This window comes from Microbacterium sp. C7(2022) (assembly GCF_028823665.1).
Classification (GTDB): domain Bacteria; phylum Actinomycetota; class Actinomycetes; order Actinomycetales; family Microbacteriaceae; genus Microbacterium.
Window position 1 is genome coordinate 247724 of record NZ_JAPEHV010000004.1, and the last position, 26673, is coordinate 274396.

Genomic DNA, 26673 nt, shown 5'->3' on the forward strand with positions numbered 1-26673 from the left:
CCGGGCGCGGCATCCGCTCACAGAGCCTTGAGGATGTCCTCGACGCGGTCCTTCGCGTCCCCGAAAAGCATCTGCGTGTTGTCACGGAAGAACAGCGGGTTCTGCACGCCGGCATAGCCTGAGGCCATCGAGCGCTTGAACACGATCACGTTCTCGGCATCCCACACCTTGAGTACCGGCATCCCGGCGATCGGGCTACCCGGGTCTTCGGCCGCGGCCGGGTTGACGGTGTCGTTCGCTCCGATCACGAGGGCGACCGACGTCGCCGCGAAGTCGTCATTCACCTCGTCGAGCTCGAGCACGATGTCGTACGGCACTTTGGCCTCAGCGAGCAGCACGTTCATGTGCCCGGGCAGACGCCCCGCGACCGGATGGATGCCGAACACCACTTCGACACCCCGTTCGCGCAGGCGGGCCGCGAGCTCGGCCACCGGGTACTGCGCCTGAGCGACGGCCATGCCGTAGCCGGGCGTGATGACGACGCGGCTGGCGCCGGAGAGCATCTCGGCGGCTCCTTCGGCGTCGATTTCGCGGTGTTCGCCGTGGTCCTCATCGCTCGACGTGGGGGCTTCGATGCCGAAGCCGCCAGCGATCACCGAGAGGAACGACCGGTTCATCGCCTTGCACATGATGTACGACAGGTACGCACCCGACGAGCCCACGAGTGCGCCGGTCACGATGAGCAGATCGTTGTTCAGCAGGAATCCGGCTGCGGCGGCCGCCCACCCCGAGTAGCTGTTGAGCATCGACACGACGACCGGCATGTCGCCGCCGCCGATCGAGGCCACCAAGTGCCAGCCCAGCGCGAGGGCCAGCGCGGTGACGACGATCAGCAGCCACAGGTCGGGCGTCAGGACATACCAGACCGTGAGCACGACGAACAGCACGAGGGCGCCCACGTTGAGCACGTTCTTGCCGGGGAGCATGAGCGGCTTCGACGACATCCGGCCCGACAGCTTGAGGAACGCCACGATCGACCCGGTGAAGGTCACGGCGCCGATGAACACTCCGATGAAGACTTCGGCGTGGTGGATGTCTTTCAGAGCACCGCTCAGGTCGGGCTCGTACAGGGCACCATTCCAGCCGACGAGCACGGCGGCGAGCCCCACGAAGCTGTGCAGCAGGGCGATGAGCTCGGGCATCCCAGTCATCTCGACGACGCGTGCGCGCCATAGGCCGATCGATCCGCCGATAAGGACGGCTGCGACCAGCAGCGACAGTCCGAGCATCCCTTGCGGGGCGCCCCATGCGTTCTGGAACAGGAGGGCGATCGTCGCGAGGAGCGCGATGGCCATGCCGGCGATGCCGTACGTGACTCCGGCTCGCGCGGATTCGTGGGTGCTCAGCCCGCGCAGCGACAGGATGAACAGCAGCGCCGCGACCAGGTAGGCGCCGGTCGCCAGGGATTCGGCGGTCATCGCTGCTCTCCCTTCGAGAACATCGCGAGCATGCGTCGCGTCACCGCGAACCCGCCGAAGATGTTGATGCTGGCGAGCAACACGGCTACACCCGCGAGCACCTGAACCAGCGGGTCAGGCGTCGCCAACTGCAGCATCGCGCCGACGACGATGATGCCTGAGATCGCGTTGGTCACGCTCATCAGCGGCGTGTGCAGCGCGTGATGCACCTTGCCGATGACGTAGAAACCGACGACGATCGCCAGCACGAACACCGTGAGGTGCTGCGGCAACGGCTCGGGAGCCACCGCAGCCAGCCCGAGCAGCGCGGCCACCCCGACCACCAAGGCCGCGATCCGCGCGCCCGGTGACATCGTGCGCTTCGGCTTCGCAGGGGCCTCGGGGCGGGGGGCGGATGCCGCGGCCGGCGCGGCCGAGACCTGCACCGGCGGCGGGGGCCACGTCGATTCCCCGTCACGCACGACTGTGATCGAGCGCTGCACGACGTCGTCGAAGTCGAGCGTGATCGTGCCATCTTTGCCCGGGGTGAGGAGCTTCAGGAGGTTGACCAAGTTCGTGCCGTAGAGCTGGGAGGCCTGCGCGGGCAGACGCGAGGCCAGGTCGGAGTACCCGAGGATCACGACGCCACCCTCGGTGACCACCTTCTCCCCGGCCACGGATCCTTCGACGTTGCCGCCTTGGGATGCAGCCATGTCGACGATGACGCTCCCCGGCTTCATCAGCGCGACGTCGGCGGCGGTCAGCAGCCGCGGCGCAGGGCGGCCCGGGATGAGGGCTGTGGTGATGACAATGTCGACCTCGCGCGCCTGCGCCGAATACAGCTCTGCCGCGGCGCGGTCGTAGTCGGCGCTGGTCGCCTTGGCGTACCCGTCGCTCGACTCCATCTGCTCATCGACCACTACCGGCAGGTAGGTGCCACCGATCGATCGCACTTGGTCGGCGACCTCGGGTCGGGGATCGGTGGCGCGCACGACGGCGCCCAGGCTCGACGCCGCGCCGATAGCGGCGAGGCCAGCCACACCGGCGCCTGCCACCAGCACTGTCGCCGGCGGAACCTTGCCGGCCGCGGTCACCTGCCCGGTGAAGAAGCGACCGAATTCATGTGCCGCCTCGATGACGGCGCGGTAGCCCGCGATGTTCGCCATCGAACTCAACACGTCCATCGATTGCGCGCGCGAGATGCGGGGAACCGCGTCGAGGGCGAGCGCGGTGATGCCGCGGGTCGCGAGGGACTCGCGCACGTCGGCGCGCAGCGCCGGGCTGAGCAACGCGATCAGGGTGGCGCCGTCGGCGATGAGGGCGACCTCGTCAGGCGTGGGCGGGTTGACCTTGAGGACGATCGGACTCGCCCATGCCGCAGTGCGATCGACGACCGTCGCACCGGCGGCCTCGTACGCCTCGTCGGGGAATGCGGATGCCGCGCCCGCGCCGGCCTCAATGACAACGTCGTACCCGAGGGAGAGGATCTTGGCGGTTGTGGTGGGTGTCGCGGCGACGCGCGTCTCGGTGTCGCGCTCGCTCACGATGGCGATTGTCGTCATACGGGCTCCTGTGCTCGTGACGGGGAGCGCGGTCATCGCGCTCGGGTGTGACCACCGAGTTTCGACCAAACTGCGCCGTCGAAAGCCGGATTACGGGTCATGTTACGCACAAGATCGGTCGTTCTTGCCGGGATGTGAAGTCCCGGCTGCGGATAACCCCGGCAGTGAGGGAGCTCAGTCGCGACCGCGACCGCGCCACCACTGCCACACGAACACCACGAGCGTGCCCGACAGAATGATGGCCGACGACACCAGCAGGAGAGTCTGTTCGAATTCGCTCATTGCGGGCGCTTCCCTTCTGCGGCATCCGCCACGATCTTCGCGATGCGCGCCGATTTCGTCGCCGGGCGCCTCGCCAACGCGATCTGCGACAGGCCGAACTTCTTCGTCGATGCCGGAAACGCATCCCATGCGGCGCGCGCTGCCGGTACCGCATCCAGTGCCGCGGTCAATTCCTCGGGCTCGATACCGGCCTCCGGGCCGTCGAGCAATTCCCACGAGCCGTTCGTGCGCGCAACGTCGACGGCACGGCGACCGGCATCCGTCATCTCACCCGTCGCCTCGAGGTCTTTCAGTCTGGCCTTGTTGGTCGCCGCCCACCCGCTGTTAGCTTTGCGCGGCGAGAACCACAACCCGCCGATGCGCTCGTCGAACGATCGCACCGGGCCATCGATCCATCCGAAGCACAGCGCCTGGCGAATCGCGTCTTCGTACCCGATGACCTCGACATCAGATCCGGCGCGGGGCCGCACGAGCCACGCGCCGGTCGAGGTCGCATGGTTCTTGGTTAACCAGGCGCGCCAGGCCGCGGCATCCGTCACCCACACACGCTCACCGTCGTCGAGGACACCCATACGGCGAGACTACTGGCGACGTGCGACAGGCGCTTTGGCGCGCCGGTCAGGCTTCGCGCCCGTCAGAGAATGTCGGGCTCTTCCGCTTCGATCGGCTCGCTCGCCAAGAGATCGGCGACCGAGTCGAGCACCTCGTCGGGGCGGAACGGATAGCGCCGGATCTCGGTCTGATCTGAGATGCCGGTGAGTACCAGCACTGTGTGGAGCCCGGCTTCGATGCCCGCGACGACGTCGGTGTCCATACGGTCACCGATCATGCCGGTGTTCTCAGAATGGGCGCCGATGCGGTTCAGGGCCGAGCGGAACATCATCGGGTTGGGCTTGCCGACCACGTAGGGTTCCATTCCTGTCGCCTTCGTGATGAGCGCCGAGATCGCGCCCGTCGCTGGCAGCACGCCGTCGGTGGACGGGCCGGTCGCGTCGGGGTTCGTCGCGATGAACCGCGCGCCCGCGCCGATGAAACGGATGGCCTTGGTGATCGCCTCGAACGAGTAGTTGCGCGTCTCGCCGACGACGACATAGTCGGGGTCGGTCTCGGTCATGATGAACCCGGCTTCGTGAAGTGCCGTGGTGAGCCCAGCCTCGCCGATGACGAAAGCGGTACCGCCGGGGGTCTGCGACTTCAAGAAGTCGGCAGTCGCCAGGGCCGACGTCCAGATGGCCTCTTCGGGCACGACCAGTCCCGACGCCCGTAGCCTCGCGCTCAGGTCACGCGGGGTGAAGATCGAGTTGTTCGTCAGCACCAGGAACGGCGTTCCGGTGTCTCGCCACTGCTCGAGCAGTTCGGCGGCGCCCGGGATGGGGCGATTTTCGTGGACGAGGACACCGTCCATGTCGGTCAGCCAGCATTCGATATCGGCGCGCGTCCGCATGTGCGCAAGCCTATGCCCCCGCGGGGCCTATCGTCATACACATGGCCAGCGCGACCTGGGACCCCGGCACCCTGCCCGACCTCACCGGCAAGGTCTACCTCGTCACGGGCGCGAACGCCGGTTTGGGCTACTTCTCGTGCGAGCAGCTGGTCCGCGGCGGCGCGCGGGTGATCATGTCGGGTCGCAGTCCGAATCGCTTGTCGGCTGCGCGGGCCGCGGTGCGCAGAAGGGTTCCGGATGCCGCGCCCGACGCCACGGAGTCGTTGATCCTCGACACGTCGAACTTCGGGTCTGTCCGGTCGGCGGCCGCGAGTGTGCGTGGGCGGGGCCCCTTGGATGGCCTGCTCTTGAACGCCGGGATCGTTCATCCGCCGAAGACGCGCGAGGTGACCTTCGATGGGCACGAGATGGTGTTCGCCACCAATGTGCTGGGGCACTTCGCGCTCGCCGGTACGTTGCTGGGCGCGTTGGGACGCGCGCAGGGGCGCATGGTGTGGCTCGGGTCGATGTCGACGTCGATGTGGAAGTACGACCCGGTCGATCTGCAACTCGTGGAGGGGTATTCGGGGTGGCGCGCCTACGTGCAGTCGAAGGTGGCGACCACGGCGCTGGGGTTCGAAGCGGATCGGCGGCTGCGCGCTGCGGGGTCGCCGGTGACGAGCGTCGTGGCGCACCCCGGATACTCGGTGAGCGGGCGCACGCCCGGCATCGTCGGCGTCAACGAGCCGACGCGGGGGACCCGATTCGCCGACAATCTGCAGGCGGCGGTGACGCAGTCGAAAGAGCACGGGGCGTGGCCGCTGGTGCGTGCGCTCGTTGATCCCACGGTCGAGGGTGGCGATTACTGGGGGCCGAAGGCCGTGATGCGGGGCGAGCCGACAAAGCAGCGCGCCGCGGCCATCACGCGCTCGCCCGAGGTCGCAGATCGCGTGTGGCGTGCGAGCGAGGCGGCGACCGGTGTGCACTGGGAGTTCGCCCGTACCTGACGGGCCGTTGGCGCGTGACCCCGGGCGCGGAATGCTCAGGCGGTGAGCCACACCACGGCGGCGACGCCGGGCGCGAGATCGACCGAAGATCCGTCGACCGTAAGGGTGGCGGCATCCTTCGTGCTCGCATCGGCGTTCACCTGCACCTCGCCGTTCGCCCGCACCGGGCCGCCTACGTGCACCTCGGCGCCCACGGTGAGACCCGCTTCGTCGGCGGCGCGCAGCAGGTCCACGTCGCGGTCGCTCACCCGCAACACGCGGCCGGTGTGCCCGGTGGCGGCATCGGCGAGAAGGACGAACGGTGGGCGGTCGACGTGCCCGTGCTCGTCGGGGATCGCGTCGCCGTGGGGGTCGAATCGCGGATGGTTGAGTCGTTCGTCGATGCCATCCAGCAGGCGGTCGCTGATCGCGTGCTCGAGGATCTCGGCCTCGTCGTGGACTTCGTCCCACGCGTAGCCGAATTCCTGAACGAGCCACGTTTCGATGAGGCGGTGGCGCCGCACCATCGCGGCGGCGCGCAGTTGGCCGGTGTCGGTGAGAGCGATCGGACCGTAGGGGCGATGGGTGACGAGTCCCTGCGCGGCGAGCTTCTGGACCATTTCGGTGACGCTCGAGGGCGCCAGGCCGAGCACGTTCGCGAGCTGCGACGGCGTGATGCGCGCATCTTGCCACTCAGTGTGGTGGTAGATCGTCTTCAGGTAGTCGTCGACCGCGGGGGATGCCACCCTCCCAGCGTACTGGGCGGGTCTCGCGGGCCTTGCGCCGAGGCGTTCTCGTCCGAGGTCAGAACGGGGGCGACGGCACGAACGTGACGCGCGGCGGTGGATCGTCGCGATAGGTGCGTCGGGACGGTGACGTCCATTGCAGGCTGCCGCCGGGGAGTTGGGTAACCGACCAGTCGGTGGCGTGTTTAAGTGTGTGATGTCGTTTGCATAGGCACGCGAGGTTCGTCACGTCGGTGGCCCCGCCGAGGGCGTGGTCGTAGGTGTGATCGTGATCGCACTGCCTGGCGGGTCTGCGGCATCCGGGGAACCGACAATGCACGTCGCGTGCCTGCAGGAAGCGCTTCTGTTCGGCGGATGGTGTGTACCGGTCGACCGCGAGGACGACCCCGGTGATCGGGTGGGTCATGACGCGGTCCCATCCTGTCGCGGCGCCTGCGAGTCGGCGAGCGGTTTCGGGGTCGATCGGGTACTGCCCGTCGAGGAGGGCGCCATGGGTGGTCGTTCCGGTGAGAGTGGTGACCGGCACCGTGATCTGCACGTGCGCGCGAATGGCGCCGAGACCGCCGGGGGTGAGATCGCCGGTGGGGTCGATCGCGGGCGCGCCCGTCAGGAGCATGTCGAGGGCGACATCCGCGCGAATCTGATCCAGCGTGCGCTCGTCGAACGCTGTCTCGGCACCGGCACCGGCACCGGCACCGGGCCTGACATGGCCGCCAGCCGACTCCACCTCGGCAGCGGCCACCCGCGCGGCCCGGTCAGCGTCCTTGATGGCCTTCCCGGCTTTCGTGAGTCGATCGTGTGCGCCGAAAATCTCGGCCGCCGGGCCGATGATCCCCAGAAACGCCATGCCGTCACCGAGGTCACTCGCCCACGCGCGTCGCGTCGTGAGGGCGATGTCGTGGCGCTCTTGCAACGTGCGCGGGTTGTGTAGCTCGGCCACCTGCTTCGCGTACGCCCGTGTGCGTGCCGGTGTCGACTCCTCCGCGAAAGGCAGGACGGCCTGCTCGAACGCGGCGCGTGAGGCCTCGTCGTCTTCGAGATCGCGGCCGGCTTCGAGGATGACAGCGACATGCCCGCGGTTGATGCGACCCTCCTGGAGGGACAAAAACGTCGACGAGTACTCCGACACCAGCCGATGCGCGTCGTAGAGATGGGTCTGCATCGTGCGGTCGTTCATCCGCATCGGCGCAGCGAGTTCGGCGGCCATCGATCGCAACGGCATGTCGCGTTCCCGCGACGCGTTCGACGCAACCCGTGCCTTCTGCGCTTCTGTCAGCGCGTACGCGTCGGCGAGCACACGTGCCTTTTGCGCCTGTAACTCCGCTTCGGCGGATGCGATGCGTTCCAGCTCGCCGACGAACGCGGCCGTGCGCTGCGCGTCTGCGCGGGCCTGTTCGTCGTCGATCACGAGGTGCTCTCCAGTGGTGATGTCGTACCTTCACACTAGAACGAACCTCAGACATTGGAGGAGGCTCGCACGCGTCGATGTTAGTAACTATGTTTTTGGCTCTCGTCGGGCGTTCTGGGGAGGAGGGGCGCCCCCGTGTACCGCGCCAACGAGCGGGGCATCACGGTGCTCGTCCCGACACATCGACAGCACTGTGGTGGCACCCTCGCGCTACCTCGTCACGCTCCGGTGAGCACCAACCACAGCAAAATCGCGTTGAGTGCGATGAGGAAGATGGATGCCGCGACCCCCGCGAGCGTCGTCATCAATCGGTTCCGGAACTCGCCGAGCACCTCTCGATTCGCCGTGACCGCCACGAGCGGAACGAGCGCGAACGGGATGCCGAAGGACAACACCACTTGGCTGAGGACGAGGGCCAACGTGGGGTCGAACCCGATGGCGAGAATCACGAGCGCCGGCACGAGGGTGACGAGCCGTCGAGCCAGCAGCGGCACGCGCACGCGCAGGAGGCCATGCATGATCTCGGCTCCCGCGTATGCGCCCACCGATGTCGACGCCAAGCCGCTCGCGAGCAGTCCGACGGCGAACAGGGTCGCCACGACGGGGCCGATGCCGTCGCGCAGCGCGGCGTACGCACCCTCGAGGCTGTCGGTCGCCGGGACGCCGGCGAGGTTCGCCGCGGCCAACAGCAGGATGCACAGATTGACCGTGCCCGCGATCGCCATCGCGATGGTGACGTCCCACTTGGTCGCGCGCAGAAGCCGTGACGTCGAGATACCGCGAAGTTCAGCCAGCTGAGGCTCTTGCAGCGGCATCCGCACCTCTGTTCGTGCGGGCGTCGCAGCGGGGGATGGTTCGACCGGGGTGCGGGCGGCGCGGCCCGGCGTGAAGCGGTCGCGCGCGAGCGCCGAGTGTGCGTAGATCGCGTGGGGCATGATCGTCGCGCCGAGGATGGATGCCGCGAGCAGCACCGATCCGGTGTCATCGAAGCGCGGCACCATGCCGCCCAGGACTCCGGCCGGGTCGGGTGGGGCGATGAACACCCCGAACGTGAACCCGATCGCGATGATCGCGATGAGTCCGATAACAACGAATTCGAAGCTCTTCGCCCCGCGGCGCGACTGCACGAGCAGCAGCACGATCGATACCGCGCCGGTGAGCGCTCCACCCCACACGAGGGGGACTCCGAACAGCAGGTACAGCGCGACTGCGCCGCCGATCACTTCGGCGATGTCGGTGGCCATGGCGACGAGTTCGGCTTGCAGCCAGTACGCGCGTCGCGCCCAGGGGTTGCGGATGCGGCGCCCCAGCGTTTCGGGGAGGCTCTGCCCCGTCACGATGCCGAGCTTGGCGGAGAGGTACTGGATCAGCCATGCCATCACGTTCCCCAGTACGACGACCCACACGAGCAGATACCCGTACACGGCGCCTGCGGTCATGTTGCTGGCGACATTGCCAGGGTCGAGGTAGGCGACGCCTGCGACGAGGGCAGGGCCGAGCAGCCATGCCGCGCGGGGTGTGGACACTGATCGAGTCTTCCCTCCGATCGCGGGATGCTTGCTCGAGAAATTTTTCGGCATGCCGAAACACTAGGCCAAATTTCGGCGTACCGAAATATGGCCTAGTGTGTAAACGGACCCGACCGCCGGCCATGCGACGAACTGTGACGCGGGCGGCCCGGGCGGCTCGTTCGCGACGTAGCGTTGTCGGATGGATCCTTTGGTTGCTGCCGCGCTCATTGCGGCCCTCGTCCTGATCGCGACGGCGGCGGGTGTGGCTACGCGCGTGACATCTGGGCGCAAGAGGCGCGTCGCCGTCGGTGACGTCACGGCGGACGACGTCGGGGTGCACGCGCTCGCTCCGGTGGCGACCGTAGTGCAATTCAGCACCGAATTCTGCTCTCGGTGCCCGGGCGTGAAGCGCGTACTGACCGGGGCATTCTCTGATGAGCGCGGCATTGTCTACACCGACGTTGATCTCACCCATCGTCCCGATCTCGCGTCACGCCTGAGGGTCCTGCAAACCCCGACCGTGTTGGTCGTCGACGCTCTCGGTCGCGTCGTCTCGCGCTACGCGGGGACGGTGCCCGTGGAATCCGTCCGTGCCGACATCGCCGAACTGAGGAAGGCCGATGATGTCGCGCTTGTCTGAATCTCCGGCAGCGCGACGCCCGCAGGCGATCGACCCGCGCGGGCCGCGATTCGCCGCGTGGATTACCGCGGCCCTGCTGCTCGTCGGGATCTTTTTATCGTTGCTGGGCACTGCGACACAGCCCGAAGCCACGTTTACTCAACGCCTGACTGACCCCGCATTCCTGCTCCTTGGGGGCATCGACCTGCTCTTCGTGTGGGGGTTCATGTCGCCCCGCACGGCGCCGTGGGGCGTTCTCTTCCGTACCGTCGTCCAGCCGCGCTTGGCGCCGACACGCGAGCGTGAAGATCCTCGTCCGCCGCGGTTCGCGCAAGTGGTCGGCTTCATCGTCGTGACGGCCGGCCTGGTGCTGCACCTGTTCGGCGTGCCGTGGGCGCTACCGATCGCGGGTGCCGCGGCGTTTGTGGCGGCGTTCCTCAACGCGGCGTTCGGGCTGTGCTTGGGTTGTCAGTTGTACCTCGCTTTCACGCGGATCGGGCTCATTCGTCCGCGTGGTGACCTGATCGGCGCGTGAGAGCGCGTCGTGGCTCCCGTCGCGAGGTGTGCTGCGGGTAGCCGTCGTCAGTCCCCGTGATTATCGGTGAATAGGTGCTCGATCGGATGCTCGAAGATCCGGGCGAGCCGGAAAGCGACGGGCAAGCTGGGGTCGAACTTGCCCGTCTCGATCGCATTGATGGACTGGCGTGAGACGCCGAGGCGCTGCGCCAGATCGGCCTGCGTCCACCCGCGTTCGGCGCGCAGTGCGGCAAGGCGGTTCTTCATCGGTAGCGGATCCGTCCTGCGACCACGGCGAGGGTGAAGATCACTCCCGGCACTACCAAGGCCACCCCAAGTTCTACGTCGCCGGTGACGAGACCCGCGCCATCGGCCAGGGCGTAGCCGAGGCCGGCGATCCAGCTGATGCCGAGGGTGAGCGCGAGCGCTTCGAGCAGGATCTTGCGCCACAGGTCGTCTTGTTCGCGCAGGAAGCGCGCGAAGGCCGCGATCCACGCGATGCTCGCGAGGGTAGCGATGGCAATCGCGACGCTGCTCCAGACCTGCTGCGTCGCGGCATCCCACAGGAGCTCAGGTCCGAATCGCGCGATGGCGACCGTCGCGAGCCATGCGGCTGTCCAGAGGAACAGGCGCAGGGTCGCCCTGTTCTGCCCGCGGTACGCGGCGCCGTCGTCGGGGGTCGGCATGGGCTCTTCCGTTCTCTTCGTGCGTGGGGCTTAGCTTCCGGCGCAGCCGAGTCAAGTACGCTTGACACGGTAGTTCGGGGCCACCTGTGTGTCAAGTTCACTTGACTTCCGCAGTGCGGCGATAGCCTTTCCTGCGTGACTCACGACGATGATGCGAGCGACAGCTCCCCGGTCGAGCCCCAGCTCCCGCATGGCGTCGGACCGTGGCCGGGTGGGCGCGACGCATGGCCGACCGAGCCGCAGTACGACCCCGAGCTCCTCGAGCACGGCGATCGCCGCAATGTGATCGACCGATATCGCTACTGGAGCATGGACGCGATCGTCGCCGACCTCGACGAGCACCGGCACGCGTTTCACGTGGCGATCGAGAACTGGCAGCACGACATGAACATCGGCTCGATCGTCCGCAGCGCCAACGCGTTCGGAGCCGCCGAGGTGCACATCATCGGTCGCCGGCGCTGGAACCGGCGCGGAGCGATGGTGACCGATCGGTACCAGCACGTGCGGCACCACGAAGACGTCGCGGCGTTTGCTCAGTGGGCGGATGCCGCTTGCCTCCCGATCCTCGCCATCGACAACGTCGACGGCTCGGTGCCGGTGAACGAAGCAGACCTGCCCGAACGCTGCGTGGTGCTGTTCGGTCAGGAAGGGCCGGGGTTGTCGCCCGAGGCGCTGGCCGCGGCATCCGGAGTTATCGAAATCACGCAGTACGGGTCGACGCGCTCGATCAACGCCAGCGCTGCCGGTGCGGTCGTGATGTATGAGTGGTGCCGCCGCTGGGCCTGATCAGGGTAGGCGCACCCCGACGAATGTCGTGTGGGTTCTCAGCGCGAACCCGAGCCGTTCGTACGTGCCGATCGCGCCGACGTTGGTCGCGGCGGCGTGCATGAACGCGCGGTCGCCGCGTTGCTGAATGTGGAACGCGACGTCGAGGACGAGGCGTGAGGCCAAACCCTGCCGACGGTGGGCGTCGTCCGTGGCCACGGCGCTGATCTCGGTCCAGCCGTCGGGTTTCAGGCGCTCGCCCGCCATGGCGACGAGCCGTCCGTCGCGACGGATGCCGACGTAGCGACCAAGTTCATACGTGCGAGGCAGGAATGGGCCGGGGCGATTGCGCGAGATGAGAGCGAGCATCTCGGGAACGTCCGCCTCGCCGAGGAGCACCGCCTCGGCATCGGGGGCCGGCGTGAGCCGGTCGGTCTCGACCAGTTGCACGCCGCCGCCGCGCCACAGTTCCTCCCATTCGACGGGAAGGGCGGGCACCTCGCCTGACAGGCTGATCTGTCCACCGGAGCCCACCAAAGCGGTCAGTGAGTCCCAGATGCGGGGGTCCTCCCATGTGCGCACCGCGACGAAAGGGGCCACGTCGATCTGGTAGCGGCGCACCAGATCGTCGCCTTCCGCGAACCGGGCGTGGCGCCCCTCCAGAGCGTTCCATGCGGCGTTATCGAGCACGTCGGCATCGAGATGAGAGGCGAGGGTATCTGTCATGACTGTCGTGCTCCGATGTGAGGATGGCGGGGGCCACAGAGGCAACACGGCTCGGCGCGGTGTCATTCCGGCGTGCGCTATGCGCCAGCGGTCATCCACGCGGCGCCGCGCACGCGCCACCCGAGCGTAACCAGTCGCGCCAGCATGTAGACGCCGAAGAACGCGACGGCCAGCCATGCGAGCCCGGCGGCGCCCACCGGGTGCAGCCACGAAACCAGCACTAGCGCCGGCAGGAAGGGCGCCAGATTCAGCACCCCCACGAGCGCCAGGTACTTCGCGTCGCCCGCGCCGATCAGCACGCCGTCGAGCACGAACACGATGCCGCACACCGGTTGCGCGGCGGCGAGCACGATCAACGCGGGCTGCACGAGGGCTGCGAGTTCGGGCGATCCGGTGAACAGCAGGCCGATGACCCCCGAGCACGCGCCGATGATGATCCCGACGATCACACCGAACCACGCACCCCAGGCCACCGTGCGCCGCAGTACCTGCCGCACGGTGGCGGTATCTTCGGCGCCCAACCCCTTGCCGATGAGCGCCTGCGCGGCGATCGCGAGCGCGTCCAGGGCGAACGCCGCCGTCGAGAAGATCGTGAACGCGACCTGCCAGCCGGCGAGTTCGTCGGTGCCGAGCCCGGTCGCCACGCCCACGGTTGCCAGGAGCGCCACGCGCAACGACACGGTGCGCAAGAACAGCCAGCCGCCGATCTTCGCCGACCCCCGAACGCCGTCTCGTTGCGGGCGGACGGATGCCGCGTGTCGGCGTGCCAGTCGTCCGATGACGATCGCGTACGCGGCGACCATGCCCCACTGCGCCACGACCGTGCCGACGGCGGAACCTGCGATACCCCACCCGAAGCCGTAGATGAACACCCAGTTGAGCAGGGCGTTCGCCGCGAACCCGAGGCCGGCGATCCACAGTGGGGTCACGGTGTCCTGTAGCCCACGCAACAAGCCCGTCGCGGCGAAGACGATCAGCATCGCCGGAAGCCCCCACATTGAGATCCCGAGGTACGTGGATGCTTGTTGCGAGACGGCGTCTGTCGCGCCGAACATGCCGACAAGGGCAGGGGTCAGCAGGTACCCCGACACGGCGAGGACTGCGCCCATGCCGAGGGCGAGCCACATGCCGTCGATGCCGACCGAGACTGCCTTCGACGCGTCGCCAGCCCCGAGGCGGCGCGCTACCGCGGGGGTGGTCGAATACGCCAAGAACACCATCAGGCCGACGATCGTCTGCAGTACGGCCGACGCGATGCCGAGTCCTGCAAGCGGATCCACGCCGAGGTGCCCGACCAGGGCCGAGTCGACGATCAGGAACAGCGGTTCGGCGATGAGCGCCCCGAGGGCGGGCACGGCGAGCCGCAGAATGTCGCGGTTCAGCGTGGCGGGAGCAGTCACGCTCACAGCCTACGGTCGCGCGCAGACGCGGCATCCGCTCGTCTGAGACGTCGCCTATCCTGGAGGGCATGACCGATGTCACCCGATCCGGTCTCGCGCTCGACGAACTGAGCGCTGAGATTCGCCCCCAAGACGACCTCTTCCGCCACGTCAACGGTGCATGGCTCGATCGCACCGAGATCCCCGACGACAAAGCCCGTTGGGGATCGTTCCACCTCATCGCCGAGCAGGCGGAGAAGGACGTGCACGCGATCGTCGAAGAATCGCAGGCCGCCGAGCCGGGCACCGAAGCCCGCAAGATCGGCGACCTCTACACGAGCTTCATGGACACCGATCGCATCAACGCGGTGGGAACGGACGCAATCGCCGAGCAGCTCGCCCGGGTCGAGGAGATCGATTCGATCCCCTCGCTGCTGCGCACGATCGGATCGCTCGAGCGCGATGGCGTCGGCGGCATCGTGTCGCTGTACATCGAGCCCGACCCGGGCAACCCCGAGCGCTACGTTCCGTTCTTCGTGCAGTCGGGGCTCTCGCTGCCCGATGAGAGCTACTACCGCCTCGAGAACTTCGGCGAGACGCGCATCGCGTTCCGTCAGCACGTTGAGCGGATCCTGACGCTGGCAGGGGTTGCGGATGCCGCGGCCGACGCCGATCGCCTCGTGGCCCTCGAGACCGAGATCGCGTCGCACCACTGGGACAACGTCAAGAGTCGCGACGCGGTCGCGACCTACAACCTCACTTCGTGGGACGACGTCCAGACGCTCGCCGGCATCGACCTCACGCCGTGGCTGGAGGGCATCGCGCCCGACCACGCCGCCGCGTTCGCCGAGGTCAACGTCTACCAGCCGAGCTTCCTCTCGGGCTTGGGCTCGCTGCTCGTCGAGGAACGCCTCGACGAGTGGAAGTCGTGGCTGCGCTTCACGATCGTTCACGGTGCCGCCGCGTTCTTGTCGGACGAATTCGTCGCCGAGAACTTCGCTTTCTATGGCACGCAGCTCACCGGGGTGCCGGTCAACCGCGAACGCTGGAAGCGCGGCGTCTCGCTGACCGAAGCCGCCATGGGCGAGGCCATCGGTCGCGTGTACGTCGAGCGGCACTTCCCGCCGGCGGCGAAGACCGAGATGGACGCGCTGGTCGCGAACCTGGTCGAGGCCTACCGCCAGTCGATCACCGACCTCGAGTGGATGAGCCCGGCCACGCGCGAGCGCGCGCTGGCGAAGCTCGACGCGTTCACGCCCAAGATCGGCTACCCGACGAAGTGGAAGGACTACTCGTCACTCGAGATCGACGCCACCGACCTGGTCGGTAACGTGCGCCGCTCGCACGTGTGGGAGCACGACCGTCAGCTCGCCAAGGTCGGGCAGCCCATCGACCGCGACGAGTGGTTCATGACCCCGCAGACTGTCAACGCGTACTACAACCCGCTGATGAACGAGATCGTGTTCCCCGCGGCCATCCTGCAGTACCCGTTCTTCGAGGCCGACCGCGATGCGGCCGCAAACTACGGCGGCATCGGCGCGGTGATCGGTCACGAGATCGGGCACGGCTTCGACGACCAGGGCAGCCGCTTCGACGGTGACGGGTCACTGCGCGACTGGTGGACCGACGAGGACCGCTCGGCGTTCGAAGAGCGCACCAAGAACCTCATCGCGCAGTACGACGCCCTCACCCCGCTCGGCCTGCCCGAAGAGAACAAGGTCAACGGATCGCTCACTATCGGTGAGAACATCGGCGACCTCGGCGGGCTCGGTATCGCACTCAAGGCTTACGAGCTCTCGCTCGGTGGCGAAGAGGCGCCCGTAATCGATGGATACACCGGCGTGCAGCGCCTGCTGCTCAGCTGGGCGCAGGTGTGGCAGCAGAAGGGTCGGGATGCCGAGACCATCCGGCTCCTCACGATTGACCCGCACTCGCCCAACGAGTTCCGCTGCAACCAGATCGTCCGGAACATCGACGCGTTCTACGATGCTTTCGACGTCACCGAGGGCGACGCACTCTGGCTCGATGCCGAGGAGCGCGTCACCATCTGGTGATCCCGGCGGGCGCGGTGCCCGTCGTGTGGTGACCTGAGCGCGCCACGACATTCCTTACCCCATCCAAAGATCCGCCAACATCGGAAGGAAGCCCTCTTGGGCACGTCCCCTGAACCCAGACGGGACGCTGAGTCGCTGCGGGGGTCGCGACGAAGCAGTAACCGACGCATGCCGCGGCGTGCAGCCATCGGTCGACGTACGTTCACGTCGACCCTGAAAGCGCTCGATGATCTGGCCGGTTCCGGTGCTCAGGTCTCGGTGCGCATTACCGATCTCGACCGCGGCACGTCGGTGCTCGCGGGCGACGACTTCGTCACCTTGCCCGTTGCCGGGTTGGGGGTGGTGCCGCTCCTCATCGAAGTGGCATCGGCGTTCGAGACGGGGTCTCTCGATCCGCTCGAGATCGTGGATCGATCCGACGTCGAACCGGTCGCCGTTGCCGGGGTGTGGCAGCACATGAAGGCGCCCGCTCTGCCATTGGTCGACCTGGCGGTGCTCACCGCTTCGACCGGCGATGCGCTTGCGGCCAATGCCTTGCTCGCCCGCGTGGGGCTGCCGGCCGTGCGGACGCGCATCGAACTGCTCGGGCTCGCCCAGTCAGCGCTGCTCGACAGGTTCCGCGATGTGCGCGGGCCCGATGACGCGCCGCACTTCGCGCTCGGTTCGGCGCGCGAACTCGCCGAGGTCTTCGCCGCCATGGTGAACTCGAAAGCCGTGTCGGCGGGGGTCAGTGCTCAGGTCGCGGAGTGGCTGAGCCTCAATCACGATCTGTCTCTCGTGGCATCCGCTACCGGACTCGACCCGTTCTCACACGAGAACGATGAGCACGGGCTGCTGTTCATCAACAAGACCGGCCGCGATTCCGGCATCCGTGTCGAGGGCGGCGTTCTCGCGGGCCCGCGCGCCGGCGTCTCATACGCGATGATCGTGTGCTTCGACGACCTCTCGATCCTTCACCGCATGCGCGCCCATGAGGCGTTCCGCACGCTCGGCGTCGACCTCATGGAGTACGTGCACTGACTCAGCCGCCGCGCTGACGGGGTTGGGTAGAACCGGCGCGTCAGAAGACGATCGTGTGGTTGCCGTGCCGGATGACGCGGTCCTGCGCGTGCCACAGCACCGCGCGGGAGAGGACCTGGCGCTCGACGTCGGCGCCGCGTCGGGCGAGCTCGGCCGAGGTGTCGGCGTGCGTGACGCGGACCGTATCCTGCTCGATGATCGGCCCCTCGTCGAGCTCGCTCGTGACGTAGTGCGACGTCGCGCCGATGAGCTTGACGCCGCGCTCCTTGGCCTTCTTGTACGGCTCGGCGCCGATGAAGGCGGGCAGGAACGAGTGGTGGATGTTGATCACCGGCACGCCGACCTGCTCGAGGAAGTCGGGCGACAGGATCTGCATGTAGCGGGCGAGCACGATGAAGTCGACGTTTCCGCGGAGGAGTTCGACGAGCTTCGCCTCAGACTCGGACTTGTCGGGACCTGGCACCGAGGGGACGTGGAAGAACGGCACGCCGAAGGAACGCACGTCGTCGGCCGCGGTGTCGTGGTTCGAGATGACCATCGGGATTGTGACGGGCAGGTCGCCGCGGCGGTGCCGCCACAGCAGATCGAGCAGGCAGTGGTCCTGCTTCGATGCGAGGATCGCCATCCGCTTGGGGGTGGACTGGTCGGTGATGGTCCATTCGAGGCCGAATTCGCCGCCGATCGTGCGCTCGAGGTCGGCCGTGATCTCGGGGAGGGCTGCGGTCAGTCCGGCGCGGTGGAACACCACGCGCTGGAAGTACGCGCCCCCGCGCGGGTCATCCGAGTACTGGTCGAAACTCGTGATGTTGCCCTGGTGTCGCGTGATGAGCGCCGACACCGCCGCCACGATCCCGGGGCGGTCCTCGCCGTGGACGATGAGGCAAGCGTGATCGGCGAGGGGTGAGGTGGGCACAGCGGTCATGCATCGATTCTGCCCTGTCGGGCGGATTGGTGAGACACGGCGCGTGCGGCGAGACACAGCGGCTGCCTCGGTGTCTCGGCGCACGGACCGTGTTTCGGAGAGTGGATGCCGCGCGGGGCGGCTCCTAAGCCTCGGGGCTGATCTGGTCGATCGCCTTCGTCATGTGTTCGAGGAAGCTGATGATCACATCGGCGTCGTCGTCGGAGAGGCCACGCGTGGCATCCATCATCCGCTCGTGCATTGCGCCGAGAGTCTTGCGCACCTCGTCGTCGGTGTGCGGAGTCGCGTGGAGGACGACCATGCGACGGTCGGACGGGTGTGGTGCGCGCGAAACGTGATCAGACCGGACGAGGCGATCAACCAGGGCGGTGGTTGAGGCGGTCGAGATCCCGAGGTATCGCGCGACGTCGGAGGGACTCACCGCAACGCCCTGGCGCTCGGCTCGCAGAATGAAGCGCAAAGCGAGAAGTTCGTTGTCTCCCATTGCCATGTCATCACGCGTGCGACGGCGCATTGCCATGTCGGCTGCGCGGTATACGCGCATTGCCTCGAGGACACGGCGGCCACGCGCGGCGTCCTCGCCGGCGTACCAATAGCCGTCGCGGGTGTCCTGCGCGAGATCTGTCATTTCACAAGAATAGCTCACTTGCCTATTGACTAGCTTGTCTAGTAGTTTCTCAAACTAGTTAGTTCACACATCGACAAGGAGTACACCATGGGCGTTCTGATCTACGGCATCTCAGAAGAGTCGATCGAGATCCCCGACCGCATCCTCGATCACCTTCGTGTTCTCTTTGCGACGAAGCTGCGACGCGGCGAGAGTTTTCCGGTCAACTTCAAGATGCGCGCAGATGCTCGCGGAGGCCGCGAGACTCTCTGGATCCACCCTTCCATTCCCGTCCGCTTCGTGTTCGAGTCAGACAACGCGACAGAAATCGACGAAAACTTGCTCCAGGAGCTCGCTCGCCGGTCGAACACCACCACGGGACTCGCCATCGATCTGAATGAATGGGATGCCGCGCGCATGCCGAATCCGCGATCGATTGCCCCTCGCCCCGAACTCGAGCGCGCGGCCTGAGCCGAGCGCCTCGACCGCGGGCCGAGGTCGCGGGCGGTCAGAGCGCGGGTTCGTCTTCTAAAAACTCGACGATCTCGCGGGGCGGGCGACGGAGCAGCGTGGTCGCGGCGAGGCCGATCAAGACTCCGAGCGCGATCGCGACCATGGTCGCCACCGTCGAGACGAGCGTCGTAATCCCCGCGGTGTCACCGTGCAAGAGGGTCGCCACTCCCGTAAGCCCCAGGGCGCCGGGCACGAGAAGCCAGAACGCGGGGAGGAAGCTGACGATGGTCGGCGGGCCGGTCTTCTGGCGTGACAGCAGGACGGCCACGGGGGTCATCGCGACGGCGCCGACGAGTGCGGAGAGGGGACCGTTGAGGAAGATCTCGCCGATGACCTGCGCGCCGTAAGCCACGTATAGGACGACGAGGATCCAGCCGATGGATGCCGGGCGAGCGCACTGGTACACCGACAGCGCTACGCCGAACACCGCGACGGCGATCCACGGGGCGACGGGTCCGAGTGGGCTTCCTCCCCACGTCGAGGTGAACGCGGGAACACCCAACAGGGAGACGGCGGCGACCAGTCCGGCACCCAGCAGGATGAGCCGCATTCCGCCGGCCGCCGCTCGGGCGGCGCCGGAGACGATGTCGCCGCTGGCGAGTTCGAGCACGGCGATGGTGAGCAACCCACCGGGCAGAAGCATGATGAGCGGTGCGATGAGCATCGGCGTGACGCCCGAGTCGATCCCGTGGGCGAACGCAAGGACGACCAGGCCGACGCCGAACGATACGCCCACCACGATCAGGCCCTGATACGTAGCGCTCACCCGCTGACCGGCGATCAACACGGCGCCGACGCCGACGCCGACGATCATGGCGAGGGCGACGCCGATGGCGGTTGCGCCCAGGAGAACAGCCAGCGCGCCCGACAGCAGCCCGTACGCGATTACTCGCTGCCAGGTCGGGAAGGGCGGCGGTTGCTCGTCGATGCTCTCCAGGCTGCGCCGCGCCCAGGCGGCCGATCCGCTGCGCGTGCGCGCTTTTCGGACGATCCGATCCACGAGGTCGATCTGGTAGAGCAGGCGTGTCGATTCGCCGGCGGTGACTGTCCGGGTTGACACTTCGGAGTCGTCGTTAGCGGCCGACACGGTCACCGACGTCGGTAGCACGACGATCTGCGCGCCCGGTTGTCCGTTGGTTGCGGCGATGTCCTGCATGGCATCGCGGACCATGCCGACGGGGTAGCCGCTGTCGATCATCGCGCGCCCCGCTGCGGTGGCTGCGCCGATCGTGACAGAGACCGGCGGACGCGCCGCACTGGCCGGGCGCGTCGACGTTTCGGTCGGTTGCGAAGGGTTGCGCGTGACTGCCCAGACGAACAGGCCCGAACCCAGCAGGACGACGATGGCGATGAGGAGCGTCGGCAACGTGACGGTCGATGTCGTGACGCCAGCGGGGATGGGTGGAATGGGAGTCGCGCTCGTCGTCGGGGTGGGCGTGGGTGTCGGAGTCGCGCTGGTCGTTGGGGTGGGCGTCGCCGTGGCGGTCGGGCTCGGGTCAGGCGTCGGCGTGATCGTCGGGGTCGGCTCAGCGGTCGGGGTCGGTGAAGCGGATGCCGTCGCCAACGGTGTCGGCGTGGTTTCGGCTGTCTCGGGCTCTGGCGTCGCACCCCCGGCGGGGAGGCTGCCGAACACGATGAACGTCGCGATCAACAGGAGCGCGACGACGGCGCCGGACCATGCTGTCGCGCGCACGCGCGTGTGCGCCGTCGCGGGCGGATGGGAGCGGTCTGGCACGGTCGAACCTCCGACCTGCACACTAACGCGGGCCGGCAGGCCGGCGCCACGGCCGCGCTACGGCCTCGGGCGCTACGGCCTCGGGCCCGCCGGGGCTACGCCTCGCGCCCGCCGGGGCTACGCCTCGGGCCCGCCGGGGCTACGCCTCGCGCCCGCCGGGGCTACGCCTCGCGCCCGCCGGCCGCGAGTGAGCACGAAACCTGCGAGCGGGCATCCGATCTGATGCTCATTCGCAGGTTTGATGCTCACTCGCCGGCGGGGCGGGGCCGCGTGGGGCGTGGGCTGGCGCGGGGCGCGGGGTGGCGCGGGGCGCGGGGTGGCCCCGCGGGGTGGCGCGGGGCGCGGGGTGGCCCGGCGGGGTGGCGCGGGGCGCGGGCTGGCGCGGCGGCGGGGTGTGCCGCGGGGGCGTGGGGTGCGGGGCGCGGGACAGCGAGACCGCGGGCGCCAAGGCCGCGGGGCGGATGCCGCTACCGCACGCCCTTCATGAGTTTCAGCACGGGCTTGACGGACGCCAGCAGCGCCAGGCCGATGATGATGGCGAGCACGCCGAGGATCGAGAAGTAGGGCACCTCGTTCGTCGGGTCGTAGTAGCCAGCCAGCCATCCGGCGACGGCCGTGCCCAGCGCCACCGACAGGAAGTACAGCGCCACCATTTGGGTGTGGAACCGCTCGGGCGCGAGCTTGGTGCTCACCGACAGCCCCGGAGGTGAAATGAACAGCTCGGCGACCGTGAAGACGAACAGGATCCCGACGATGGCCAGCAGCGGCGTCGAGTTCGGGGCGCCATTGGCCCACGGCAAGAACAGGAGGAACGCGACACCCATGATCATCGCGCCGAGCGAGAACTTCACCGGTGCGCTCGGCGCGCGCGTGCCGAGCTTCGTCCAGATCGCGGCGAAAACGCCAGAGAGGATGATCACGAAGATCGGGTTGATCGAGTTCACCCACGACACCGGCATCTCCCAACCGAAGATCGTGCGGTTCAGGCGTTCGTCCGAGTACACCGTGAGCACCGTGAACTGCTGCTGGTACAGCGACCAGAAAGCCGCGTTCACCAGAAACAACGGCAAGAACCCGATGACCCGCGAGCGATCGGTCGCAGAGATCGCGCGCGAAGAGATGATGACCCAGAAGTACGCGATGGATGCCACGATCGTCACCAGGATCACGATGCCGGCGAGGTTGTCGGCGCGGATCACGCCCAGCAGCACGAGCGCGACGACGACCACGACACCCGCGGCGCCGATCCCGAACGCCACGCGGTACTTGTCGCGCGGCAGCGGGTTGGCGACGTGGCGCGACGAGTCGGGAAGCTGCTTGCGTCCGAACGAGTACTGAATGAGCCCGATCGCCATGCCGACGGCGGCGGCGCCGAAACCCCAGTGGAAGCCGAGGTTCGTTTGCAGGACGCCGGTGATGAGCGGCCCGAGGAACGCACCGAGGTTGATGCCGAGGTAGAACAGCGAGAAACCGGCATCCCGTCTCGAATCCTTCGCCGAATACAAGGTGCCGACCACCGCGGTCGCGTTGGCCTTCAGCCCGCCCGAGCCGATGGCGACGAGGATGAGCCCGACGCCGAGGCCCCATACGTTCGGCAGTACGGCGAGTCCGATGTGCCCGAGCATGATGACGATGGCGCTGTAGAAGAGGACACGCTCCGAGCCGAGCATGCGGTCGGCCAGCCATGCGCCGAGGATCGTGGCGAGGTACACGCTGCCGCCGTACGCGCCGACGATGCCGGTCGCCACCGTGCGGTCGATGCCGAGCCCGCCTTCGGCGACGGTGTAGTACATGTAGATGAGCAGGATGCCCTGCATGCCGTAGAAGCTGAAGCGCTCCCACATCTCGACTCCGAAGATGTGGGCGAGCGCCCAGGGCTGCCCGAAGAACCGGGTGTCGCTGTCGCCGGGACCGCTCGTGGCTGCCGCATCGGTGCCGCTGAGCTCGGCGGCGATTTTTCCGCTGTCGCCGGGGCCTTCCGCCGCGGCCGCTGTCGCGCCATCCGGAGCACCGACGGGAACCTGTTCCGGATCTGGGGGCGTTCGCTCATCCATGAGTTGAGGCTAGCGCCGCGCGGATGCCGCGACCAGGTATGACGCGAACGATGTCGGCGCTACTCGGGCAGCGAGGGATGCGCTTCCTGCTCGGCCCGGTGTCGCGGAATGAACAGTGCGACGATCAGGGCGATGGCCGCAGCGCCGAGGCCCAGCCAGAAAGACAGCTCGAACGCGAAGGGAGTCGGCACGCTGACGCCCTCGAAATCGGCGGTGTTCGTCGCCAGCACCGCGCCGATCACAGCGGCGGCGGTACTGGTGCCGAGCGAGCGGAACAATGCGTTGAGTCCGTTGGACGCACCCGTTTCGGACTGCGGCACGGACCGCATGATCAACATCGGCATGGCGGCGTAGCCGAACCCGATGCCCGCGCCGATGAGCAGGTTGGCCACGACGAGCTGCCACACTTCGGATGCCCACAGCAGGGTGAATGCGTACGCGGCGATCAGTGAGATCGCACCGAGCACCAGCAGCAGCTTCGGGCCGACGGTGCTCGCCAAGCGTCCCGAGAACGGGGAGAGCACCATCATCACCAGCCCCGCGGGCATCACGACGAAGCTCGCGGCCAGCAGCGACAGCCCGAACCCGCCGGCGGCGGTGGGTAGTTCGAGGATCTGCGGGTACGACACGTTCGACGAGAACAGCGCGAAGCCCATGGCGATCGACGCGATGTTCGTGAGCAGGACGGGACGGCGGGCCGCAACCCGCAGATCGAGCAGCGGCTCGTCGATGCGCAGCTCGTACCACCCCCACGCGAGAAGGACGACGAGTCCGCCGATGCCGCACGCGAGCGTCGGAGCGGATGCCCACCCCCACTCGTTGCCGCGGGAGATCGCCAGCAGAATGCCGATCAGCCCGACCGCCAGACCCGCAGTTCCGACATAGTCGTAGGAGCCGGCGGTGCGCAGCACGCTCTCGGGAACGATCCACAAGACCAGAGCGAACACGGCGACGCCCATCGCCGCCGACACCCAGAACAGCAGATGCCAGTCCGCCCGCTCGGTGATCAGCGCGCTGACGGGAAGCCCCAGGGCGCCACCGACGCCCAGCGTCGCGCTGATGAGGGCGATCGCCGAGTTCACGCGATTCTCGTGCAGCACATCGCGCAGGATCGAGATTCCGAGGGGGATGACGCCGGTGACGGCGCCCTGCAAGGCGCGGCCCACGATCAGCCACACGATGCCCGGCGACACCGCCGCGATCACCGAGCCGAGAATGAGCAGGCCGACCAGGATCAGCACGATCCGCTTCTTGCCGTACATGTCGCCGAGCCGGCCCGAGATCGGGGTCATCACGGCCGCGGCGAGCAGAGTAGACGTCACCACCCACGCAGTGTCATCGCGGCTCGCGTCGAGCAACTCGGGAAGCTTGGCCTGGATCGGCACGACCAGCGTGAACATGAACGACGACGCAAGTCCCGCCAGCGCCAGCACCGCGATGATCGCGCCTTGCCGCGGCATCCGGGTGAGTCTGCTGCGTTCGTCCGGATGGCCCATCCGCTCAGGCTATCGGCGTTTCACCGGGGTGGGACGCGCTCCGGAACAGGAGTCGGATGCCGCGCGCCGGCCTCTGTGTCGGTGTCTCCGGGCACGGTGGCGGTGTCGCGCAGCGCGCTCTGCACGCTGTCGATCCACGTGCCCACGCTCTCTCGGGCGACAGGAGTGTCGGGGTACCGGCAGCGCAGGTGTACGCCCTGCTCGTTGACGATGAACCAGATCATCACACCGTCGGTGGGGACGACCGCTGAGACGTACTGCACCTCGAAGTCAGGGGAGACCTGCACGGGAAGCCGTCGCGTGTCGAGCCACGACACGGCGAACATGCCGGGGGTCGCGGGCATCCCCCCGTAGGGGGCGAGGATCGGGGCGAGCGGATACGAGCCCAGGCGGATCGCGTCCTTCACCGCGGCGGTGGCGCCGGAGGGGTCGTCGCACGAGAGGACGGCGTTCGTGATGTACCAGCCGGCGCTGTCGTGCCACTTCGCGTCGTGACGGCTGTGCACCGGGAACACTGCGCGCAGGCCGGTGCCGGTCATCGCGAGCGACACCTCGGTGAGCACGCCGACGGCGAGGGAGATGAGGCGCACGCCCGCGGCATCCGCCCGCGCCGACAGGCGCTCCAGCCCCGCGCGATCGAGCACGTCGCGCACCTCGACAACCTCATGGTGCGCGCGAGACACGTCGCCCAGCGGGAGGGGGAAGACCGGCATCAGCCCACCACCGGCATCCATCACCTCGCTCCAGCGTTCGCGGACGTCTTGCGGGGCCTCCGCCTGCGCGGCGAGGACGGCGGTGTGTTCGGCGAATGCCGCCGCCGGTGCGAGCTCGGCGCCCGCGAGGGCGTCGGCGAGGTCGCGCAGCAGCACCAGCAGCGACCACATGTCGACGTGGGAGTGGTCCGACCCGATGACGATCGCCGGGCGCGGATCCGCGTCGCCGGCGTCGGGCTGGATGACGCACACGCGGTGCGAGGGCTGCGCGAACGGGCGGCACCAGGTGTCGAAGACAGCGCGCACCACGTCGCGGGTGGCGGAGCCCTCGGGTACGTCGTGTGTGAGCCAGCTGCCCGGGCCGAGAGTGAGCTCGTGCAGAGTGAGCTCGCCCTGGTCGTTCCGCGTGAAGGCGGTGCGGAGCGTGCCGTGCCGGGCCACCACGCACTGCCACGCGTCGGCGATGGCATCGAGCGTCGTACCGACCGGCAACCGCGCAGCGAGCGCCATCCACGAACCGGGCCGATCGCCCTCGCCGACGTGCCGCGACTGGTCGAAGGACACGAGGAACTCGCGGCCGGTGAAGCCGCGCGCCTCAGGGGCGTAACTGTGCACCTGGCCATGTGGAAGCACCATCTGGGCGATATTCGTCAAGCGCATTGCGCCGTAGTCTAGGCGCACGACGTTTCACCGAGCGCACGGTGTGTCACTTCACGCACGGTGATTCATTTCCGCACGGCGATTCATTTCCTGCACGGAGGATCATGCCCACATTCGTCGTCACCGACGCCCGTCTCGACTACGACATCACCGGTGATGAGGGCCCGCTCGTCGTGCAATTGCACGGTCTCACCTCTTCTCGTGAGCGCGATGCGCACCTGGGCCTCGACCTCGGCCGCGCCCTTCGGGGTCATCGCGTGCTGCGCTATGACGCGCGAGGGCACGGCGGCTCGTCCGGCTCACGCAACGAACAGGACTACCGGTGGGAGTCCCTCGCCGGAGACCTCTTGGCGCTCCTCGATCACGTGGCTCCGGGGGAGAAGGTGCATGGCATCGGGCCGTCGATGGGGACCGGAACACTCTTGCACGCGGCGATCCGCGATCCCGACCGCTTCGCGACGCTGACGCTGGTCGTGCCGCCGACCGCGTACAAGGCCCGGCGCACGCAGGCCGAGCACTATCGCCACGGCGCCGATCTGATCGAGAGCCACGGATTGGCGGCCTTCCTCGCCCTCGGCGATGCCGCGCCGGTGCCGCCCGCGCTCGCCGATGCGCCCCAGACGTTCCCCGAAATCGCCGAAGACCTGCTGCCCACCGTGATGCGCGGGGCGGCCGCCACCGACCTTCCCGACCGCAAGGCCATCGCCGAGATCACCGTGCCGACGCTGATCCTCGCGTGGTCGGGCGACCCCGCGCACCCGGTGCGCACGGCTAATCGACTGCACGAACTGATCGAAGGCAGCCGTCTCGTCGTCGCGCGAACGCCGTACGGTGTCATGGCGTGGCCGGGTCTCTTCGCCGAGCACGTCATCACCGCCTAGCCCTCCGGGTGC

Annotated in this window: 25 protein-coding genes; 8 read left to right on the forward strand and 17 right to left on the reverse strand. The window is 67.9% G+C overall.

Translation table 11 applies throughout. The features are described from left to right. Positions 1-17: 17 nt before the first annotated feature. The 4 genes from pntB to ON062_RS07570 form a co-directional block, all read right to left on the reverse strand. The gene (pntB, locus tag ON062_RS07555) at positions 18-1418 is read right to left on the reverse strand and encodes a Re/Si-specific NAD(P)(+) transhydrogenase subunit beta (protein ID WP_274646515.1); all 1401 of its coding nucleotides are present in this window, start codon (positions 1416-1418) and stop codon (positions 18-20) included. Continuing rightward, positions 1415-2959, reverse strand: a complete 1545-nt coding sequence (locus ON062_RS07560) for a Re/Si-specific NAD(P)(+) transhydrogenase subunit alpha (RefSeq protein WP_274646516.1) — start codon at positions 2957-2959, stop codon at positions 1415-1417. The genes pntB and ON062_RS07560 overlap by 4 nt, the downstream gene beginning before the upstream one ends. 278 nt (positions 2960-3237) lie before the next feature. After that, a complete protein-coding gene (locus ON062_RS07565; RefSeq protein WP_274646517.1) occupies positions 3238-3813 on the reverse strand; it encodes a YdeI family protein in 576 nt (191 codons plus the stop codon). A 62-nt stretch (positions 3814-3875) separates the two neighbouring features. Continuing rightward, positions 3876-4685: an HAD-IIA family hydrolase gene (locus ON062_RS07570; RefSeq protein ID WP_274646518.1), complete on the reverse strand. Its 810-nt coding sequence runs from the start codon at positions 4683-4685 to the stop codon at positions 3876-3878. Positions 4686-4726: 41 nt separating this feature from the next. Between ON062_RS07570 and ON062_RS07575 the strand changes: the two genes are divergently transcribed. Continuing rightward, positions 4727-5671: an SDR family NAD(P)-dependent oxidoreductase gene (locus tag ON062_RS07575; RefSeq protein ID WP_274646519.1), complete on the forward strand. Its 945-nt coding sequence runs from the start codon at positions 4727-4729 to the stop codon at positions 5669-5671. A 35-nt stretch (positions 5672-5706) separates the two neighbouring features. On the opposite strand, the gene ON062_RS07580 is transcribed toward ON062_RS07575, so the two are convergent. From ON062_RS07580 to ON062_RS07590, 3 genes are all read right to left on the reverse strand, one after another. Continuing rightward, positions 5707-6396 (reverse strand): metal-dependent transcriptional regulator, encoded by a 690-nt coding sequence (locus ON062_RS07580; protein WP_274646520.1) that lies wholly within the window; start codon positions 6394-6396, stop codon positions 5707-5709. Between the two features lie 58 nt (positions 6397-6454). Then, entirely contained in the window at positions 6455-7804 is a 1350-nt protein-coding gene (locus ON062_RS07585) for an HNH endonuclease signature motif containing protein (protein ID WP_274646521.1), read from the reverse strand. A gap of 218 nt (positions 7805-8022) precedes the next feature. Next, positions 8023-9330, reverse strand: a complete 1308-nt coding sequence (locus tag ON062_RS07590) for an Nramp family divalent metal transporter (RefSeq protein WP_274646522.1) — start codon at positions 9328-9330, stop codon at positions 8023-8025. Between the two features lie 184 nt (positions 9331-9514). On the opposite strand from ON062_RS07590, the gene ON062_RS07595 reads away from it, so the two are divergent. Continuing rightward, on the forward strand, positions 9515-9955 hold the full coding sequence (locus ON062_RS07595; protein ID WP_274646523.1) for a thioredoxin family protein: 441 nt from the start codon (positions 9515-9517) through the stop codon (positions 9953-9955). After that, entirely contained in the window at positions 9939-10469 is a 531-nt protein-coding gene (locus tag ON062_RS07600; RefSeq protein ID WP_274646524.1) for a DUF4395 domain-containing protein, read from the forward strand. The genes ON062_RS07595 and ON062_RS07600 overlap by 17 nt, the downstream gene beginning before the upstream one ends. 47 nt (positions 10470-10516) lie before the next feature. Here the strand turns inward: ON062_RS07600 and ON062_RS07605 are convergent, their stop codons facing one another. Next, positions 10517-10717, reverse strand: a complete 201-nt coding sequence (locus tag ON062_RS07605) for a helix-turn-helix transcriptional regulator (RefSeq protein ID WP_274646525.1) — start codon at positions 10715-10717, stop codon at positions 10517-10519. Further along, positions 10714-11136 carry a hypothetical protein gene (locus tag ON062_RS07610; RefSeq protein ID WP_274646526.1) on the reverse strand — a complete coding sequence of 141 codons (423 nt, stop codon included), beginning with the start codon at positions 11134-11136 and terminating at the stop codon, positions 10714-10716. The genes ON062_RS07605 and ON062_RS07610 overlap by 4 nt, the downstream gene beginning before the upstream one ends. A gap of 135 nt (positions 11137-11271) precedes the next feature. Here ON062_RS07610 and ON062_RS07615 point away from each other — a divergent pair, with 135 nt between their 5' ends. Further along, positions 11272-11922, forward strand: a complete 651-nt coding sequence (locus ON062_RS07615; RefSeq protein WP_274646527.1) for a TrmH family RNA methyltransferase — start codon at positions 11272-11274, stop codon at positions 11920-11922. Here the strand turns inward: ON062_RS07615 and ON062_RS07620 are convergent, their stop codons facing one another. Both ON062_RS07620 and ON062_RS07625 read right to left on the reverse strand, forming a co-directional pair. Next, complete coding sequence (locus tag ON062_RS07620) at positions 11923-12627, reverse strand: GNAT family N-acetyltransferase (RefSeq protein WP_274646528.1); 705 nt, start codon at positions 12625-12627, stop codon at positions 11923-11925. A gap of 77 nt (positions 12628-12704) precedes the next feature. Beyond that, positions 12705-14027, reverse strand: a complete 1323-nt coding sequence (locus ON062_RS07625) for an MATE family efflux transporter (RefSeq protein ID WP_274646529.1) — start codon at positions 14025-14027, stop codon at positions 12705-12707. A gap of 68 nt (positions 14028-14095) precedes the next feature. Here ON062_RS07625 and ON062_RS07630 point away from each other — a divergent pair, with 68 nt between their 5' ends. Then, positions 14096-16060, forward strand: a complete 1965-nt coding sequence (locus ON062_RS07630) for a M13 family metallopeptidase (RefSeq protein ID WP_274646530.1) — start codon at positions 14096-14098, stop codon at positions 16058-16060. 168 nt (positions 16061-16228) lie between these two features. Next, positions 16229-17080 carry a serine hydrolase gene (locus ON062_RS07635; RefSeq protein WP_274646531.1) on the forward strand — a complete coding sequence of 284 codons (852 nt, stop codon included), beginning with the start codon at positions 16229-16231 and terminating at the stop codon, positions 17078-17080. A 40-nt stretch (positions 17081-17120) separates the two neighbouring features. Here the strand turns inward: ON062_RS07635 and purU are convergent, their stop codons facing one another. Continuing rightward, positions 17121-18002: a formyltetrahydrofolate deformylase gene (purU, locus tag ON062_RS07640; protein ID WP_274646532.1), complete on the reverse strand. Its 882-nt coding sequence runs from the start codon at positions 18000-18002 to the stop codon at positions 17121-17123. A 124-nt stretch (positions 18003-18126) separates the two neighbouring features. Beyond that, the gene (locus ON062_RS07645; protein ID WP_274646533.1) at positions 18127-18630 is read right to left on the reverse strand and encodes a MarR family winged helix-turn-helix transcriptional regulator; all 504 of its coding nucleotides are present in this window, start codon (positions 18628-18630) and stop codon (positions 18127-18129) included. 87 nt (positions 18631-18717) lie between these two features. Here ON062_RS07645 and ON062_RS07650 point away from each other — a divergent pair, with 87 nt between their 5' ends. Beyond that, entirely contained in the window at positions 18718-19080 is a 363-nt protein-coding gene (locus ON062_RS07650; protein WP_274646534.1) for a hypothetical protein, read from the forward strand. Between the two features lie 37 nt (positions 19081-19117). Here ON062_RS07650 and ON062_RS07655 read toward each other — a convergent pair whose 3' ends face one another. The 4 genes from ON062_RS07655 to ON062_RS07670 form a co-directional block, all read right to left on the reverse strand. Continuing rightward, complete coding sequence (locus ON062_RS07655; protein ID WP_274646535.1) at positions 19118-20857, reverse strand: threonine/serine exporter ThrE family protein; 1740 nt, start codon at positions 20855-20857, stop codon at positions 19118-19120. 467 nt (positions 20858-21324) lie between these two features. After that, positions 21325-22911, reverse strand: a complete 1587-nt coding sequence (locus ON062_RS07660) for a peptide MFS transporter (protein WP_274646536.1) — start codon at positions 22909-22911, stop codon at positions 21325-21327. A 59-nt stretch (positions 22912-22970) separates the two neighbouring features. Beyond that, complete coding sequence (locus ON062_RS07665) at positions 22971-24371, reverse strand: MFS transporter (RefSeq protein WP_274646674.1); 1401 nt, start codon at positions 24369-24371, stop codon at positions 22971-22973. Positions 24372-24427: 56 nt separating this feature from the next. Next, the gene (locus ON062_RS07670) at positions 24428-25780 is read right to left on the reverse strand and encodes a peptide synthetase (protein ID WP_274646537.1); all 1353 of its coding nucleotides are present in this window, start codon (positions 25778-25780) and stop codon (positions 24428-24430) included. Positions 25781-25884: 104 nt separating this feature from the next. Between ON062_RS07670 and ON062_RS07675 the strand changes: the two genes are divergently transcribed. After that, positions 25885-26661, forward strand: coding sequence for an alpha/beta fold hydrolase (locus tag ON062_RS07675; RefSeq protein WP_274646538.1), 777 nt, complete (start codon positions 25885-25887; stop codon positions 26659-26661). The last annotated feature ends 12 nt before the right edge of the window (positions 26662-26673 follow it).